Source organism: Nocardia sp. bgisy134 (assembly GCF_965341865.1).
In the GTDB taxonomy this organism is placed as follows: Bacteria; Actinomycetota; Actinomycetes; order Mycobacteriales; family Mycobacteriaceae; genus Nocardia.
Genome location: NZ_CBDQZP010000004.1, coordinates 376,023 through 392,735 on the forward strand (window position 1 = coordinate 376,023; position 16,713 = coordinate 392,735).

The 16,713-nt window shown below is 69.3% G+C and carries 18 protein-coding genes; 5 read left to right on the forward strand and 13 right to left on the reverse strand.

The window, feature by feature from the left end; genetic code table 11:
* The first annotated feature begins 12 nt into the window (after window positions 1-12).
* The 3 genes from ACRWNM_RS10720 to ACRWNM_RS10730 all read left to right on the forward strand — a co-directional run bounded on the left by ACRWNM_RS10720 (window position 13) and on the right by ACRWNM_RS10730 (window position 2,456).
* Complete coding sequence (locus ACRWNM_RS10720) at window positions 13-681, forward strand: arsenate reductase ArsC (protein ID WP_431966088.1); 669 nt, start codon at window positions 13-15, stop codon at window positions 679-681.
* A 38-nt stretch (window positions 682-719) separates the two neighbouring features.
* Window positions 720-1,130, forward strand: coding sequence for an arsenate reductase ArsC (locus ACRWNM_RS10725; protein WP_431966090.1), 411 nt, complete (start codon window positions 720-722; stop codon window positions 1,128-1,130).
* A 225-nt stretch (window positions 1,131-1,355) separates the two neighbouring features.
* Entirely contained in the window at window positions 1,356-2,456 is a 1,101-nt protein-coding gene (locus tag ACRWNM_RS10730; protein ID WP_431966093.1) for a hypothetical protein, read from the forward strand.
* Here the strand turns inward: ACRWNM_RS10730 and ACRWNM_RS10735 are convergent.
* The gene (locus ACRWNM_RS10735; RefSeq protein WP_431966095.1) at window positions 2,443-3,369 is read right to left on the reverse strand and encodes an AraC family transcriptional regulator; all 927 of its coding nucleotides are present in this window, start codon (window positions 3,367-3,369) and stop codon (window positions 2,443-2,445) included. The genes ACRWNM_RS10730 and ACRWNM_RS10735 overlap by 14 nt on opposite strands.
* Window positions 3,370-3,476: 107 nt before the next feature.
* Between ACRWNM_RS10735 and ACRWNM_RS10740 the strand changes: the two genes are divergently transcribed.
* Together ACRWNM_RS10740 and ACRWNM_RS10745 are read left to right on the forward strand one after the other, a co-directional pair.
* Window positions 3,477-4,505 carry an aldo/keto reductase gene (locus ACRWNM_RS10740; RefSeq protein ID WP_431966097.1) on the forward strand — a complete coding sequence of 343 codons (1,029 nt, stop codon included), beginning with the start codon at window positions 3,477-3,479 and terminating at the stop codon, window positions 4,503-4,505.
* A gap of 303 nt (window positions 4,506-4,808) precedes the next feature.
* Window positions 4,809-5,201 (forward strand): hypothetical protein, encoded by a 393-nt coding sequence (locus ACRWNM_RS10745; protein ID WP_431966099.1) that lies wholly within the window; start codon window positions 4,809-4,811, stop codon window positions 5,199-5,201.
* Window positions 5,202-5,277: 76 nt separating this feature from the next.
* On the opposite strand, the gene ACRWNM_RS10750 is transcribed toward ACRWNM_RS10745, so the two are convergent.
* The 12 genes from ACRWNM_RS10750 to ACRWNM_RS10805 all read right to left on the reverse strand — a co-directional run bounded on the left by ACRWNM_RS10750 (window position 5,278) and on the right by ACRWNM_RS10805 (window position 16,628).
* Window positions 5,278-5,697 carry a DUF6463 family protein gene (locus ACRWNM_RS10750; RefSeq protein ID WP_431966101.1) on the reverse strand — a complete coding sequence of 140 codons (420 nt, stop codon included), beginning with the start codon at window positions 5,695-5,697 and terminating at the stop codon, window positions 5,278-5,280.
* Between the two features lie 334 nt (window positions 5,698-6,031).
* Window positions 6,032-6,601, reverse strand: coding sequence for a GNAT family N-acetyltransferase (locus ACRWNM_RS10755; protein WP_431966103.1), 570 nt, complete (start codon window positions 6,599-6,601; stop codon window positions 6,032-6,034).
* Window positions 6,598-7,569: an ABC transporter substrate-binding protein gene (locus ACRWNM_RS10760; RefSeq protein WP_431966105.1), complete on the reverse strand. Its 972-nt coding sequence runs from the start codon at window positions 7,567-7,569 to the stop codon at window positions 6,598-6,600. Before ACRWNM_RS10760 ends, ACRWNM_RS10755 begins: the two co-directional genes overlap by 4 nt.
* A 25-nt stretch (window positions 7,570-7,594) precedes the next feature.
* Window positions 7,595-8,650, reverse strand: coding sequence for a FecCD family ABC transporter permease (locus ACRWNM_RS10765; RefSeq protein ID WP_431966107.1), 1,056 nt, complete (start codon window positions 8,648-8,650; stop codon window positions 7,595-7,597).
* The gene (locus ACRWNM_RS10770) at window positions 8,647-9,435 is read right to left on the reverse strand and encodes an ABC transporter ATP-binding protein (protein ID WP_431966109.1); all 789 of its coding nucleotides are present in this window, start codon (window positions 9,433-9,435) and stop codon (window positions 8,647-8,649) included. Before ACRWNM_RS10770 ends, ACRWNM_RS10765 begins: the two co-directional genes overlap by 4 nt.
* On the reverse strand, window positions 9,432-10,355 hold the full coding sequence (locus ACRWNM_RS10775; RefSeq protein WP_431966111.1) for a hypothetical protein: 924 nt from the start codon (window positions 10,353-10,355) through the stop codon (window positions 9,432-9,434). The genes ACRWNM_RS10770 and ACRWNM_RS10775 overlap by 4 nt, the downstream gene beginning before the upstream one ends.
* The gene (locus ACRWNM_RS10780; RefSeq protein WP_431966113.1) at window positions 10,352-11,185 is read right to left on the reverse strand and encodes a class I SAM-dependent methyltransferase; all 834 of its coding nucleotides are present in this window, start codon (window positions 11,183-11,185) and stop codon (window positions 10,352-10,354) included. The genes ACRWNM_RS10775 and ACRWNM_RS10780 overlap by 4 nt, the downstream gene beginning before the upstream one ends.
* Window positions 11,182-12,477, reverse strand: coding sequence for an MFS transporter (locus ACRWNM_RS10785; protein ID WP_431966115.1), 1,296 nt, complete (start codon window positions 12,475-12,477; stop codon window positions 11,182-11,184). Before ACRWNM_RS10785 ends, ACRWNM_RS10780 begins: the two co-directional genes overlap by 4 nt.
* A complete protein-coding gene (locus tag ACRWNM_RS10790; RefSeq protein WP_431966117.1) occupies window positions 12,474-13,514 on the reverse strand; it encodes a mandelate racemase/muconate lactonizing enzyme family protein in 1,041 nt (346 codons plus the stop codon). Before ACRWNM_RS10790 ends, ACRWNM_RS10785 begins: the two co-directional genes overlap by 4 nt.
* Window positions 13,511-14,551, reverse strand: coding sequence for a PLP-dependent cysteine synthase family protein (locus ACRWNM_RS10795; protein ID WP_431966119.1), 1,041 nt, complete (start codon window positions 14,549-14,551; stop codon window positions 13,511-13,513). The genes ACRWNM_RS10790 and ACRWNM_RS10795 overlap by 4 nt, the downstream gene beginning before the upstream one ends.
* Window positions 14,548-15,384, reverse strand: a complete 837-nt coding sequence (locus ACRWNM_RS10800; RefSeq protein WP_431966121.1) for a hypothetical protein — start codon at window positions 15,382-15,384, stop codon at window positions 14,548-14,550. Before ACRWNM_RS10800 ends, ACRWNM_RS10795 begins: the two co-directional genes overlap by 4 nt.
* On the reverse strand, window positions 15,381-16,628 hold the full coding sequence (locus ACRWNM_RS10805; protein ID WP_431966123.1) for an ATP-grasp domain-containing protein: 1,248 nt from the start codon (window positions 16,626-16,628) through the stop codon (window positions 15,381-15,383). Before ACRWNM_RS10805 ends, ACRWNM_RS10800 begins: the two co-directional genes overlap by 4 nt.
* Window positions 16,629-16,713 lie beyond the last annotated feature (85 nt).

Genomic DNA, 16,713 nt, shown 5'->3' on the forward strand with positions numbered 1-16,713 from the left:
TCGGAACACGTTATGAGCGACAGTCTCCTCGCCCACGCCGACCACGTTCGTGACGATCTGACCATCGACCAGCAGCTAGCGCTCGAGACCGCGGCCACGCGGTTGCAGCGCGAGTTCGACGGCACCTTCGGTGTCGAGACGATCGAGCGGTTCCTGCACTCCTCCTACGACCAGTTCGCCGGACGCGCCACCGTCCTGAACTTCCTCCCCTCGCTGGCCGAACGCTTTGCCCGCCAACGCCTCAACGCCCTGGCCCGAGTCGAGGGCAAGGCCCACACCGGCAAGCCGACAGTGCTGTTCCTGTGCACTCACAACGCAGGACGGTCCCAGATGGCGCTCGGATTCTTCACCCACCTCGGAGACAACGCCGTCGCCTGGTCCGGCGGTAGCGAACCCGGCGATGCGATCAATCCCGCTGCCATCGAAGCGATGGCCGAGGTCGGCATCGACATCACCACCGAGTTCCCCAAGCCATGGACCGAGGAGATCCTTCGCGCCGCCGACGTGATCGTCACCATGGGCTGCGGCGACGCTTGCCCGATCTATCCGGGCCGCCGATATGAGGAATGGAGCCTCGACGATCCCGCCGGGCTCGATGTCGAAGCGATCCGGCCGATCCGCGAGGAGATCGAGACCCGAGTCCGGCACCTGCTCGCCGAGCTCGACATCCCGGCTTCCTGACCCAGCAGCACTCCGTTGTTCGAAAGGCTCTCCCGCTCATGGCTTCCAAGCCCAGTGTCCTGTTCGTCTGCGTCCACAACGCCGGGCGTTCCCAGATGGCGGCCGGGTTCTTGACCCACCTGGCCGGTGAGGACATCGAGGTCCGCTCCGCAGGAAGCGCGCCCGCCGACTCGATCAACCCCGCAGCGGTCGAGGCGATGGCCGAACTCGGCATCGACATCTCCGATCAGAAGCCGAAGATCCTCACCTTCGACGCCGTCGAGACCTCCACCGTGGTCATCACCATGGGCTGCGGCGACACCTGCCCGATGTTCCCCGGCGTCAGCTACCGCGACTGGGTCCTGGAAGACCCCGCAGGCAAGGGTGTCGAGTCAGTGCGCCCCATTCGCGACGAAATCAAAAAGCGAGTCGAGGAACTGGTCGCCGAGCTGCTGCCTGCCCGCGCCTGACCTGCCGAGCCTAGGTGCGCTCATCCGCGGGGATTGTGGTGGAGTTGGCGCGAGCTGACCACGAAATTGCGGATCCTGTCGCTCGACGTGGCTACCGTGGTTCAACGAATCTCCGCGGCGACATCGTTGGCCGGATTCGCGACTTCGTAGTGGCTACACTGTCGGCAGTCCAGCGGATGTTACAGGGGGTGTATGCCCGGTCGGTTCGGTGTCGGTCGCTTTCACATGACCAGGGCCCAATACCTATGGGCGATTGCGGGGCTCGCTGTTGTCGTCGCGGTGCTCGTGATCGCCAACGCCGAGCTCCACAATATCTACCAGGCCGAACCCGACTTCGTGCTCGGCGCCTCGCTGTCGCTGAGTGCCTTCTTCTTCACAAAAGCGTTCTCCCGCAAGGGTGTTCCAGCTGCGGTGCAGCTGATCCTGGAACAGCGTGACGAAAGCATCACGGCGGCGACGGATCGGGTATTCGAGGAGCGGCTGCACCGCATGGGCGTGCAAGAAAATATCGTGCTGCTGACTCGCAGCCTCGCGGTGACGAGTAAGCGCATCAACGAGTTCTACGACATGCAGGCCATGGAGCCCCGCTTCTCCATCACGGCGCCGCTACTGCGTGTCGCGATGAGCGATATCGACGATGCGCTCGCCGCGGTGGGCCGCCTAGCCGAAGCGGTCGGCACGACGGAGCAGATGCAGGTCTACGACCTCCCTGACAATCTCAAGTCGCAGCTCCATGACGCGCTCCGCGATGTGCGGGAGGCATCGGCCCGGCGCAATGAGACCTTCGAAGCGCTGCGGTCGCAGTTCGCGGCCCAGCCCGTGGACGAATTGTGGGGCGCGTTAGCGGTACTCACGTCGGATACGCTCAAGGCGCAGCGTGACCTGGAGTCACTGCTCAGCAAGACCATTCTTTCGGCGCCCGGGGACCTGATCGTCGTGCTCATCGGGTACGTCCAGGCCTCCCTCATGCGCGCCCGCACCCAGGTTGCCGCCGACCAAGCCGGTGTTCGGGAGCAGACGCTGAGCGTGATCGTGAGGAGAAGGCCGGTCGTACGCTCAGCAGCCACAACCGCCTCCGGTGACGCTGTCGTCGCTGTCGGTGAAGGGCACTGGGCAGCAAGGGCTTTCACTTGCAGGCGATCAGGTCATCGCATCCGGCCGCCAGTGCGGCGCGCAGGGTGTCGCGCACCGCGGTCAGCTCGGCGAGCTCGGCGTCGACCTCCGCCAGCTTCGCGACCGCCCGGGCCTGCGATCCGGAATCTGCGCGGCGACGCCCGAATTGGGTGCCAGCCGCCTCCTGCGGCTGGCGAGATCACACCACTGTGACGGCTCCGCGCACACGCTGCCGGTAGCGCATCGGCGACTCGCCCACTACTCGCTTGAAAGCGGTGCTGAACGCGCTCTCCGAGCCGTAGCCGAGTTGGGCGGCCAGCTCGCCCACGCGGACGTCGCCTGCGCGAAGGGCGCGCTGCGCCAGGAGCATTCGCCAGGTATTGAGGTAACTCAACGGCGGCACGCCTGCCACTTCGCGGAACCGCACCGCGAACGATGTCCGCGACATGGCCGCGGCGCGGGCGAGCTCCTCCAAGCCCCAGGCACGGCCCGGCTCGGCGTGCATCAGCGCGAGCGCGGGGCGCAGCCGCTGGTCGGTGAGCAGCCGCAGTAGTCCGGGCGGTGCGTCGGCCTGGCCGGCGTAGGCCCGCAGGACCTCGAGCAACAGCAGCCGCGCGTACTGCCGGATCGCGAATACCGAGCCGATCCGGTCGCCGGTCACCTCGTCGAACAGCCGCATCAGTGTGGCGTGCAGCCGGCCCGATTCGGCGGCGGCCGCTCGCACGTGCGCCACCGGCGGCAGTGCCCCCAGCAGCAGTGCCCGCCCAGCCGGGGTGAGGTCGACGCAGCCGCCGACGAGGACGTCGTCGGCGACGCGGTCGGCGATCGCGAAGCGCTCGGCGGAAAAGTCGGACTCGGGCAGCGCCTCGAGTCGCGGCGTATCGCCCGCCTCGAACGCCACCCAGGACCGCCCGATGAGGATCGCGACATCGCCCGGCTCGAGCTCGATCGGCGCGTCGAGGCCATCGGTGGTCAGCCGGGCCCGTCCGGACACCATGGCGAAGAACTTCACGGGGTCGTCGAGCAGCGTGCGCGACCACCAGCCGCCGCGCGCGGTGACGCCACCGGTCAGCGTGGTGGTCACCTCGACGAGGTCGAACACTTCGGACAGTCGATCGTCGGGCATGTTCGTACTATCGCGCAGAAAATCCGGACGAACAAGTATTCAGAGTTCGACTGGTCGGGAGAAAGCTGGAGATCGCACCCAGCAAGGCACGCAGACAGGAGACAGCGATGCGGTACCGCACCCTCGGCCGGACAGGTATCAAGGTCAGCCCCTATGCCCTCGGGGCGATGATGTTCGGCGCCATCGGCAACCCCGACCACGACGAGTCCCTCCGCATCATCCACCGCGCGTTCGACGCGGGGATCAACCTCATCGACACCGCCGACATGTACTCGCACGGCGAATCCGAGGAAATCGTCGGCAAGGCCCTGCGTGGCCGCCGGGACGACGTCGTGGTCGCGACCAAAGCGCGGATGCCGATGAGCGACAACCCGAATCATCAAGGCGCGTCCCGGCGCTGGCTGGTCCGCGCCCTGGACGACTCGCTGCGACGCCTGGGCACCGACCATATCGACGTGTTCCAGATCCACCGCCCGGACCCCGACACCGATATCGAGGAGACCCTTTCGGCACTCACCGACCTACAGCGGGCAGGCAAGATCCGCGCCTTCGGCACATCCGCCTTGCCTGCCTCGGAAATCGTCCGGGCGCACTGGGTATCCGAGAAGCGCGGACTGGCCCGACTGCGCACCGAGCAGCCCGTCTATTCGATCCTCAACCGCGGCATCGAGCGCGAGGTACTCCCGATCACGCAGGAGTTCGGCATGGGCACACTCGTGTGGTCGCCGCTCGGCGGGGGTCTGTTGACCGGTCGCTATCGCAAAGGCCAGGACGTCGCAACACATCGCTCGCAGTTCGGCTTCCAGCATCTGAAGGACGATCGGCGATTGGACGTCGTCGAGCAGCTGATCCCGCTCGCCGACGAAGCGGGCATGCCTCTGACGCATCTGGCGATAGCCTTCGTACTCGCCCACCCTGGCGTCACCTCGGCGCTCATCGGCCCGCGCACGATGGCACATCTCGACGATCTGCTCGCGGGGGCAGAGGTCGTGCTCGACGACGACCTCCTGGACCGGATCGACAAGATCGCGCCGCCCGGTACGGATGTCGGCACACTCGACATGGCCTATCAGCCCCCGGCGATCCTGCGCACCGAGCTGCGCCGTCGGTCGCCCGGCGATCGCCCCGCGAATTGAGGACCGCACCAGGACGTTTCGGCCAGAAACATCGCGAAGCGGCCAGTGGTTCGGCACATAGGCCAGCTTCAGTACGACTCGTCAGCCTGGCCGATCACCCACGGCCCCGACGTAGGGGCGGCAGTGGGCGTTCTCTCCAGCGAAGCGCCGGGATATCGCCCGCGGGCGGCTACCCACCGGTGAGATCGCCGGCACATTGGGAAGCGTGACGGCGTCGAGGACGGGCGAGGTCGGCGTGGCGAGGTCGGCGTTTCGCGAGGACACTGAGGGCGTAGCGCCAACTCGTCCCTAGGAGCACATGCGATGCCAACCAACGGGCCTTTCGGCATCGATCCGGAAGATTTCGAACGCGCACTGCGTGAGGCAGGGACCGAGCTCCGCGATCTGCTCGGGAAAGCCGGCGTATACCTGGACCGCGTAGATCACGCGAGCGTCGGTTCACTGGCGTCGCTGCTCGGTCAGTTCGTCCAACCGGAACGGCCACGCCCACCGAAACCCGAAGGCGAGACCACCGGTGAGACCGGCAGCGGGGTGTGGGCGATCTACAGCATCGACGACATCGGCGAGGCCAGGGTCGACCAGGTCTTTCCGAGCGAGCTCGAGGCCTTACGCGCGCATCGCGACAACACCGATGCTCGCCGTCGCGTGCGGTTTCTGCCCTATGGGGTTCCGGTAAGTGTGTTGGATGCGCCCTGACGGCGTTGACTCGCTCCACGAGTCACAGGCGGAGACAGACCGGCCAGCGCACCACCGGTCGCCGGGGTTTGTGGGGTCAACTCGTCCGGATGGATATTTCAGCCGCAGTTCCAGGGTTGTCGCGGCGGGTGGCGCGTCTGGAGCCGGCCAGTAGCAGGCCGGCGGCGATCAGGAGGACCAGCAAAGGCGAGGGGCCGCCAACCGCGACAGTGACCAAAGTCCAACCGGCCACCATCCACGCGAGGAACGGCGGCGGTGTGATGCCGCGGCGGTCCAGCCACAGCACCATGAGGCCGATCAGGAGGAACGGCACGCCGAAGCTGAACACGGTGTACCACAACGTGGCCTCGGCGTAGTTCATGGCAGTGGCATCCGCCGCCCACCCCTCTCCGCTGAACCACGCCTTGGCGTAGCGCGGGGCCGTTTCTATGAGAGCGCCCAGCGTGTGCCCGACTCCTGGAAACAAGACAATGAGCCAGCCGGCCCACTTGATCATGTGAACTCCCCATTTCTCGTGCGCGGGGCCGGGTGGCCCCATTCGGGTTGTCTCCGCGACCGCGGGCGTTCACGTCGCCGCGCAGACCGTCACCCTCGAGTTCTTATATACGGTTGCGTATACCACCGAGCCTAGCCGTTATATACGGTTCCGTATAGATGGGAAAGCGTGAAAGGAGTCACGCTGTGGGCGTGGCCCGCACACCGCGCACCTCGATGCGGACCGCATCGACACCGCTGATCAGCGCGCAGTCGACCCGAGGTCACTACTTCTTGTCCCCAGGCCACGCAGAGGAGCGCGCGTCTGCGCGGCCCCGGACTCTGAACCCACGCTGTTACCGCACGGCGTGCTCGCGTTCCGCAGTACGGGCGTGCCGGGACAGCGGGATGTCGAAATGCACCGTCTGGAACCCCTCGCCGGGGGTGCGCGCGTCGTGGACCAGGCGGGCGCAGCTGCGCCAGAACTCCAGCGCGCCCGGTGTGCGCGCGTCGGTGTGCAGGTACAGGTCGTCGAATTCCGTTGTGGTGTCGACGTATTCGACCGCCATTGCCACGAGTCGGCGGGCCAGTCCGCGGCGCTGGTGTTCGGGCCGGACGTAGACCCGGAACAGCTGGGCGGTGCGCGGATCGGGATAGCGCTCGGTCAGCCACCGCGGGTGCGGTGGGTGGCGCGGCCCCTGGGCGCGCACCGCGGTGGTGGCCACGATGCGCCCGGCATGTTCGGCGACCCAGAGCCGGTTGAGCGGGTGACGCAGGTAGGCCGACTCCGGGTCTATGACGTCGTGGTGGTGTTCGGGCAGGTAGCCGATGCCGAAGACGTGGTAGAAGGTGTCGAGCATGACGCTGCGCGCGCCGGCGACGTCGGCCGGGCGGGCCACGCGCAGCCGGTAGCCTTCCGCGCTCACCGCAGACCGCCGAGAGCTCGATCGAGGGCCTCGAGACCCTCTACCGCGACCGGACCAGGTCCGGTGTAGCCGAAGGGCACCGCGATGATGCGGTTGTCCCGTACCGCGCGCAACCCGGCGAACTCCGGGCGTGCCTTCAGCGCGGCGGTCGCCGACTCGGGGGTTTGGGTGCCCTGGGTGAGCAGGATGATCACCTCGGGGTCGCGCTGGATCAGCGTCTCGGTGTTGGCGTCGAAGTTGCGCTTGGTCACGTCACCGAAGATGTTGTCCAGGCCGAGCATCCGCATCTGGGTCGCGACCGTGCTGGTGCTGCCGTAGGCGCTGACCTTGGCCCCGTCACGGGAAATGATCAGCGCGGCGGCGGGTTTCGCCATCGCGCCCGCCGGGTGCCGCACCGCGACCGCGGCCACGCGGCCGCGCAATTCGGCCGTGGAAGCGGTGGCGGCGGCGCGGGAGCCGAACAGAGTGCCGTAGAGCTCGATGTCGGCGAACACGTCGTCGAAGGTGCCCGCGGCGTCACGGCAGTAGCCGCGGGTCACCAGCAACGGGATGTTCACCTTCGCCAGGTCGTCGGGCGTCACTGCCGCACCCTCGAAACTCACCACCAGGTCCGGGGCCCGGTTGATGATCTCCTCGCGTGCGAGTTCGCCGGTAGGCGCGACGATCTCGATATTCTTCAGCGATTCGGCGTACTGGCCGGGAAACGGCGCGGTCTCGAAGGTGCGGGTGACGATGCGGTCCGCGGCGCCGGCAGCGGCGATGAGCGGTGCGGCTACCGAGCCGACGGTGACGACTCGCCGCGGCGGCGCGGTGAAGGTGACGTCGCGGCCGCAGCTCGAGATCGTCAGCGGGAAGCCGTCGGCGGCAGGTGTGGTGGCGGGGGCCGGTCCGCCGCAGCCGGTGACTATGGCGGCTGCCAGCAGGGTGGCCGGGAGCGCGGCGCGGCGGCGCAGGAGACGGGTGAACACGGGTATTCCTTTCGAACGGGTGAAATCAGGTGGAGGACTGGCGGAATCGCCGGATCAGCACCAGCAGCAACGGGGCGCCGACCACGGCGGTGACGATGCCCAGCGGCAGCTCACGCGGCGCGAACGCGGTGCGGGCCACGACGTCGGCGGTCACCAGGAACAGCGCGCCCAGCAGCGCCGAGACCGGCAGCAGCTGCCTGTGTGTGGCGCCGACGCACAGCCGGGCCACATGCGGCACGATCAGCCCGACGAATCCGATCGCCCCGGCGACCGCCACCACCGCGCCGACTGCGAGCGCGACGACACCGAGCGCGAGCATGCGCAACCGGACCGGGGACATGCCCAGCGCCCGCGCGGTGTCGTCACCGGCGGCGAGCACGTCGAGGCGGGGTGCGAGCAGCATCAACGTGGCGAGGGCGGCCAGGGTGACCGTGGTCGTCGTGGCCACGCTCGACCAGGCGGCCGAGCCGAGTGAGCCGAGCAGCCAGAACAGCACCGTGCGAGCGCCTTCCTGGTTGTCGGAGGCGAAGATCAGGAAGCTGGTGGCCGCGGAGAACAGGTAGCCGATGGTGACGCCGCCGAGCAGCAGCCGCAGCGAGGTCATCGCGCCGTTGATGCGCGCGACCGCGAACAGCAGCGCCGTGGCGGCCAACGCACCGGCGAAGGCGCTGGCGGCCAGCGCGCCCGCCGCGACCGACACGCCGAACAGCAGGGATACGGCGGCGCCCGTGGAGGCGCCGGAGGTGACACCGAGGATGTGCGGATCGGCCAGCACATTGCGCACGAGCGTCTGCAGGGCCGCACCGCTGAGCGCCAGCGCGGCGCCGACGAGCGCGCCGAGCAGAACCCGGGGCACGCGCACGAGCCAGACGATGGAGTCCTGCGCGGGCGTCCACTCCCCCGCGGCGGGCAACCCGACGGTGTGATGGCCCACGATTCGCGCGACCGTCGCCGGCGGCACCGACACCGGGCCCAGGCCGGTCGCCAGGATCAACACGAGCAGCAGCAGAGCGGTGAGGCCGCCGACCCACAGCAGGATGTGCCTGCGGTGGCGGTCGTGGCCGAGATCATCGACGCTCATCGCGCCGCCACCTTCTCCTCGGTGCCTGCACGCGGACCGAACAGCAGTTGCGGCGCGCCGAACGCGTCGGCCCGCTGCACTGCGACGCCATAGACGGGTTCGAGGACCTCGGGGAGGAGTACCTCGTCCACCGTGCCCGCCGCGCGGACCCGTCCGTGGTGCAGCAGGATCAGGCGGTCGCAGTAGCGAGCGGCCAGGTTCAGATCGTGCAGCACCACAATCGTCGTGGTGCCTGGCAGATCCCGGACCAGGCCGAGAAGTTCGTGCTGGTAGCCGATGTCGAGGTGGTTGGTGGGTTCGTCGAGCAGCAGGTGATCGGCCTGCTGGGCCAGGGCGCGGGCGATCAGCACCCGCTGGCGTTCACCGCCGGACAGCTGCGCGAACGGCCGCGCGGCCAGGTGCCGGGCGCCGACGCGTTCCAGCGCGGCCGCCGCGGTGATCCGGTCGGCCCGCGAAATGCCCTGCACCGCACTGGCCCACGGCGCCCGACCGAGCAGGACCGATTCGGTGACGGTCATGGGCGTATCCGACGGGGACTCCTGGGTGACCACCGCGAGGCGTTCGGCCAGCGCCCGGCCGCGCAGTGCGGTGACGGAGGTGTCGTCGATGGTGATCACCCCGGCGGTCGGCCGCAACGCGCGGTAGATCAACCGCAGCAACGTGGACTTGCCCGACCCGTTGGGGCCGATGAGCCCGACGGTGTCACCGGACTCGGCAAGGAGCCCGACGCCGTCGAGTACGACCGTCCCGCCGTAGGAGAAACCGATGTCGTGCAGGGTGATCACCGCGCCACCGCCGCGGACAGCGCCGGATCCGCGCCGTCGGGCGGGCCCGGCCGCCATGAGCGATGGACATCGACCGACACCGCAAACTGTGCACAAATCTGTTGTGCCGCAGTTATTTTCGCCGATAATTGCGGGTCGTGTTCGTCGAGCAGAATGCCGGTGGTTGTTCCGCTGTGGGCGACGACCACGCCGAGGGCGCCGATGCGTTCGGCGGCGGTGATGGTGGCTTCCAGGTGTGGGCGCTCACGCAGGGGTGTACTGAGGCGGGCGCTACGGGTGGCGACCGCGCCGATGGTGGCGGCGTCGCCGCGGCTGATGGCGTCGCTGAGTGTAGCCAGCAGGGAGCTGTATTCGCGTGCGACGGCTGTTGAAACGGTCGGCCGGTGCCGGTCGAAGACGACGGTGTCGATACAGCCGCCCTCGTCACCGGTGACGACGGTCAGCGGCGGCAGCGCGCCGAGTGCGGCCAGCAGGCGGACCTCGCGATGGTAGTAGGCCACCGCCCCCGGATACATGATGCCGTCGGAGGGTTCGATGCCGCGCAAGACGGCCTCGATCTCGGTAGCGGCCAGGGTCCTGTTCTCCGCGTCGGCGACGGCGCGTGCGGTCGCGACCAAGTCGGCGGTGGAGCTGGCCAGGCCCTTACCCTCGGGCAGGTCGCCGAGCACGGTGAGCACGCCGCCGCGCAGCGCCGCGGATCCGGCGAGCACGGCGGCCGCGACAGCACGCGACTTGGTCTTGTGGGCGGGCACGACGGTCACGTCGTCGCGGCTGGGGTCGGGTTCGAACACGGCCACCGAGCCGCGGGTGATCGGCAGGGTGACCAGGAAATCGCGCCCGTTCTCGGCGGTGACGCCCTGGAGGAGTTCACCACAGCTGCCGAAGGCGGCGCCGACGCCGACGCGGATCGGGACGCTCATCGCGCCTCCTCGCCGCGGGCCCGGCGAGCGACCACGTGCAATCGGTCGCCGTCGAGACGGTCGCCGAGTGTTCCGTCACCGGGCCACGCCGGTGTGGTCAGCGGTCCCGGCTGGTCGAACAGGGCCAGCACCTCGAATCCGGCACTGCCGAGCAGGTGACGCAGTTCCTGCGGGAAGAGCAGCCGCCAGGCGGTGTGCTGCGCGACAGGCTCCGCGCAGCCCGGCCAGGTCCACACTCGTTCTCGGCGCAGCAGCTGGGCGGGCAGGTCGACGGTGAGGCGGGTGCGCGAGGTGTATGTCAGACCCTCCCATTCGATGTGCCGCTGCGGCTGGTCGTCGAGAAGTTCGCGACGGCCTCGGTCGGTCAGCAGGAAGGCGCCGTTGCGCATCTCGAGGACGAGCAGGCCGCCAGGCCGCAGGCAGGCGGCGAAACGGTGCAGGGCGGTGAGCACGTCGGCGGTGTCGTGCAGGTGCAGCAGGGTGCTGCCCAGGCAGGTGAGCACGTCCACCGGGGCCGGGGTGTCGAGGGCGCGCAGGTCGCCGACCACGAATTCGACGGCGGGGCAACGGGTCCGGGCGTAGCGGACCATCTGTTCGGACAGGTCGACGCCGCGCACCCGATAGCCGAGTTCGGCCAGGCGGGCGGCGTCGCGGCCGGTGCCCGAGCCCGCGTCGAGCAGGCTGAGCCGCGGGCCGGTGCCGAAGCGGTCCACCAGGTCGGCGACGAATCGCGCGTTGTCCGCACCGGTGCCGGGGAAGGTGCGCTCGTAGATGGCGGGGTTGTCGGTGAGCAGGTTCTCGCTGAAGAGAACCGGGCCTGCGGGGGTCATCGGTTGCCTTTCGCGGGGCGCAGCGGCTGCGCCGGGGAAGTCGATACTTCGGGGCCGGGCAGGAGCCGCGCGCGGTGCAGGGCCAGCACCGCGGCGGCCGAGCCGAATCCGAGCGCGGCGCACACCAGAGCGGGCGGCCACCCCAGCGGCCCGCCGCCGTGGTCGACGACCGCGCCGACCAGAGCACCCACGACCAACGTGAGCAGACCCGAAGCCAAATAGAAAGCGCCGTAATAGGTTCCGGTGAGCGCGGGACCGGAGAAGCGTGGGATGGCCTCGTTCACGAACGGCTGCGCCACCGTCACCCCCAGTGCCAGCACCACAGCGCCGAGCAGGACGGGAGCGATGCGCACGGCGACATCGGTGACGCCGGTCCCGGTGGGAAGATCTCCTGCCGCCGCCAGAGGCACGGGCAGGAACGCCGCGCCGAGCAAGGCCATTCCGGCCGCGATCATCGGGCCGCGCTCGCCGCGGCGGCCCAGCACTCTGGTCACCGGAACCTGCAAGACCACCACCGCGACGGTCTCCACGACGAAGAGAGCGGCGACGGCGGCCGGACCCGCGGCGGCTCCGGCCAGGTCGCGTGCCTGCAGGGTGAACAGCAGGTACAGCTGGCTCTGCAGCGCGAACAATCCGGCCAGCGCCAGCGAGAACGCCCAGAACCGGCGGTCGGTGAACACGGTGGTGAAGTCCGCGCGCAAGGTTGTGCCGCTCGGCGGTACGGGCCGGTTCGGCAGGAGCAGTAGCTGCGCCACGGTCAATCCGGCGAACACCGCTGCCGCCGTCAGCGCGGTGATCCGGAAACCCACTCCCACCAGCACGGTCCCGATCACCGGACCGAGCGCGCATCCGGCATTGCCGAACACGTTGAACCACGCGAAGGCCTGCGCCGCGCGGTCTTCGCTGTCGCGGGCGATGTAGGCACGCACGGCCGGGTTGAACAGGGCGCCTGCGAATCCGGTGAGCACCGACCCGGCCAGTACCACCGGCAGGGACCCACCGATCGCGAACAGCACGAAACCGATCGCGCGGATGCCAGCGCCCACGATGATCACCCCGCGCGCGCCGAGCCGGTCCGCGGCCGACCCACCGACCAGGAACAAGCCTTGCTGGCTGAGATTGCGTACGCCGAGGACGATGCCGACGACCGTCACCGACAGCGCCAAATCCGTGCGCAGGTAGTCGGCCAGAAACGGCACGAGCATGAAGAACCCGATATTGCCAAGGCACTGATTGGCCAGCAGCAACCGCACCGACCGCGGGAGACTCCGCAGCTCCATCAAGGCGCTCACCGCGCGGCCACCGCGGTGGTGACGCCAAGACCAGGCCCGGCCGGTGTGCTCAGGACGCCGTCGGCGGCTCCGAGACCGGTCCATGGGTCCTCGGCCAGCAGCAGGTGCCCGTCGAGGTCGACCCAGCGTGCGGCGCCGAGCAGATGCACCGCCGGGGCGATGCCGAGCGAGCTGGCGGCCTGACAGCCGAGCATCACGTCCAGGCCGCGGTCGCGGGCGTGGCCGATCATGGCGAGCGCGGCATCGAGCCCTCCGCATTCGGCGAGTTTGATGTTGATGCCGCCGATCCCGTCCGGTAGCCGGTCCAGGTCGGCGACGGTGCCTGCGTCCTCGTCGGCGATCACCGGCATCGGCGCACGGGCGGCGACCTCGGCCAGCCACGCGGGCCGAGCGGCGGGCACCGGCTGCTCGACGGCGGCGATATCGAGCTCGGCCAATGTCCGCAGCACGGTCACTGCGGTAGTGGCGTCCCAGGCGCCGTTGGGGTCGAGCAGCAAGGTCGCCGACGGGGCGACGGCACGCACCGTGCGGACGCGGGCGATGTCGTCGGCAGGGTCGGGCGCGCCGAGTTTCATCTTCACGACGGAGAACCCGGCGGCGGTCAGTTCGGCGGCGCGGTCACCGGCCTCGGCGACGCTCGTCAGGCTGATCGTGCAGGCGGTCGGTACCCGAACACGATGAGGCAGGCCGAGATACGTCGCGACGGAGACGCTTGCGCGGCGGGCCAGCAGGTCGTGCACCGCGCTGTCGACGGCGCAGACCACCGGCAGCGGGAAGGCGGCGCGCAGGCCGGGCAGGTTCGCGCGAAGTTGTTCGGGCGCACCGCAGGCCTCGATCCGGGCGGCCAGTTCGGTGAGCGCGATGGTGATGCGCGCGGTGTCGAGTCCCAGCCGGGGGCTGGTGACCACTTCACCCCAGCCGTAGTCTTCCCCGTCGCTCAGGCGCACCCACACTGCGTCGCGTCCGGACATGCTCGCGCGGGAGATGCGAAGGGGGCGAGCAAGTTCCAAGCGGGTGCTCTGCCAGGTGATCCTCATGCGCCCACCTGCTCGCGACGGGGATCACGCACCACCGCGCACCGGGCCCAGCCGTGGACCTCGACGGCATCCGGGGCGGCGAGCTCGTCTGGTTCGGTGGCCGGTATCGCGGTGAGGCCGTGCCGGTGGCACCAGTCGTCGTCGTAGATCGAGCGCAGGTAGCGGTGCGGTCCGTCCGGAAACACCGTGAGGACGCGGGAATCGGGTTCGCGCCGTGCCAGCCAGTCCGCGACCAGGGCGGCCGCCCCGGTGCTCCAGCCACCGGCGACGCCGATCCGCGCGGCGAGCTCGCGGCAGGAGGCCACCGCTTCGGCCGCACCAACCCAGTGCACCTCGTCGAAGTCGTCGTAGGCCACATTGCGCGGCAGGATGCTGCTGCCGAGGCCGCGCATCAGGCGCGGCCGGTCGGGTTGGCCGAAGATCCGCGACCCGGCCGCGTCCACGCCGACGACCCGCAGATCCGGCCAGCGGGTGCGCAGCACCTTCGTCAGGCCCGCGCAGTGCCCACCCGACCCGATCGCGGCGACCAGGACATCGACTCGGTCGACCTGGTCCAGTATTTCCTGGCCCATGGCGGTGTATCCGGCCGCGTTGTCGGGGTTGTCGTACTGGTCGGGCCAGTAGGCGCCCGGTGTCGCGGCTACGAGGGCGGCGAGCCGGTCGAGGCGGGCCTGCTGCCAACCGCCGTCGGGGTGTGGTTCGGTGACGATGTCGAGTCCGACGCCGAAGACGGTGAACAGGGAGCGCATCTCCGGTTCGAGACCGGCGTCGACCACGAGGGTCACCGGATGGCCGAGCGCTTTGCCCGCTAGGGCGAGGCCCAGTCCCAGCGTGCCGCTTGTGGATTCGATCACCGGCGCACCGGCCTCGAGCTCGCCGCGGGCGCGGGCGGCGGTCAGCATGGAGACCGCGGCGCGCGCTTTCATTCCCGCGATACTCGCCGCCTCCAGTTTGGCCAGATAGTGGGTGGCACCGGCAGGGACCGGGATCACGGGAGTACCGCCGACCAATGCCAGCAGATCCGGTTGGGGTTTCACGCGTCCACCCCGCTGCGGTAGTGGAACAGCGTGCTCGGTCCGCCGTCGAGAGAGAAGAACGGATACGGTTCGGCCGACACGGCGTACACACCGGCGTCGAGGAACCACGGCAGCACCGCACTGCCGCTCTGGGCGTAGGCGACGAGCGGGAGCGAGCGGTCTCGAGCCTCGGCCACCAAATCGTCGAAGGAACCGTTGCCCAGGGTCATCCCGGTCACCAGCATGGCGTCGTAGTCACGGGCGACTCCATCGAGGTCGCGGCGCACTGGTTCACCCCACTCGGTGGTGCCGCCAGCGAAATCGCAAGGGATATACGCTATTCCGCGTTCACGCAGCGCGGCGAGCAGCGATCCGACCACGCCGACGACCAGCACGCGGCGGGTGTGCTCGGGCAGCAGCGCCACCACCGCCCGCGCCCGCTGCCGCGATTTCGCCAGGCTGTCGCCGGGCTCGATCGTCACCGCACGAGCCATCGTGCCGACTGCCGCCGGATGCGGGCGCAGGTGCATCAGATAGGCGTCCAAGGCGGCGATGCGCACCGGGAGCAGCGAGTGCCGCAGGAGATCGGCCACACGGACGCCGACACAGTCGTCGAGCAGTTCGTCGTTGTCCGCAGTGGGCTCGATACTGCACGAGCCGACCGAGGCTCCGGTGCGCAGGCCGAGCACGGCATTGCGGTAGCCGCTGCGGCTGCCCCGGTGGCGGGTGTCGTATCGGGTGAGGAAGGCGTTGGAGATCGTTAGGGTCGCCGGGTCGGGGCCGAGGCGTCCGTCCGTGGCCCGGGCCAGGAGTTCGGCGACCGAATACGGGGCGGTGGTCTGCACGGGACTCATCGAGCGACCTCGACCGACAGTTTTTCGATCAGCGATCGAGCGAGATCTCCTGCGGCGTCAGAGGATTCGACGCCAACCATGACGTGGCCGAGATAGGTGTTGTTGTTCGTCGCGGCCTGCACGGTCGTGCCGGGTTCGGCGAGGGTGTGCTCGACGATCCGCGGGTCGAGCGGCCAGTCCTGCGCACCCGTCAGCGCGGTCAAGGTGCCTACCTCCTGTGGCACCACGAAAGCGATGGCGGCACTGCCGATTCCGGTGGGCCGCACCGTCAGATCGGGCGTCTGCCCCGCGGCGACCTGCGCGTGGACAGCGGCCAGATCGATGCCGGTGACCCGGCGGACGAGTTCGGTGATGCGGTTGCCCGCCGGGCGCGGGTTCACCTCGATCAAACGCGGACCTTCCGCGGTGAGCATGATCTCGATGTGGGCGACGGTGTCGTCGAGACCGAGCGCGGAGATCGCGGCGCGGGCCGTGCCGGTGAGGGTGTCGCGTTCGGCCGGGGAGAGCGCGGCGGGGAACATGTGGCCCGCCTCGATGAACGCCGGGGCGCCGGTGAGACGCTTGTCGGTGACGCCGACCACCGTGGTGATGCCGCGGGCGGTCACGGTCTCGACGCTGAATTCCGGTCCGTGCAGGAGCTTTTCGACGAGTACCTGAGGTGAGCGCTCCTGGCCGCGGGCATTGCGCGGGAATCCGCCGAGCCTGTCGAGCGCCTCGCGCAGTTGCGCGTCGTCGTCGGCGCGGGTGACGAACATGCCGCCGCACAAGTCGACCGGTTTGACCACCACCGGGTATCCGATGCCCCGCGCCGCCTCGACGGCCTCCTCGGCACCCGTCACCACCGCGAACGCCGGACCCGAAACGCCTGCGGCACCGCACAGTTCCCTAGTGCGGTGCTTCTGGCAGGCCGCGGCGACCGCGTCGCGGCCGGGGCCGGGCAGACCCAAGTCGGCGGCGATCGCCGCCACGGTGGGCAGGTAGTAGTCGCATGACGACAGCACCCCGTCGAAGCCGAGCACCTCGTGCAGGCGCCGCACGTACGGCAGCAGCGTGTCCTCGTCGTTGGTCTCGGCGGTGAGCACATTGGCCGCGCCGAGCAGCGGATGCGTACCCGGCTTCCCGCGCAGGTAGTGCCCCAGATCGCGAGTCAGGAAGCTGAACGTGTGCCCGCTGTCCCCAATTCCGGCAGGCAGCAGTGTGCTCATCGATCCGACCCAGCTCTCCACCATCAACAGGTGTCCCAACAGAAGCCTCCAAACGTCGCGCAGACGCTAATGATAACCATTATCTTTAATCGCACGACAAGTCGGCGGTGCGACGACCTTGCGG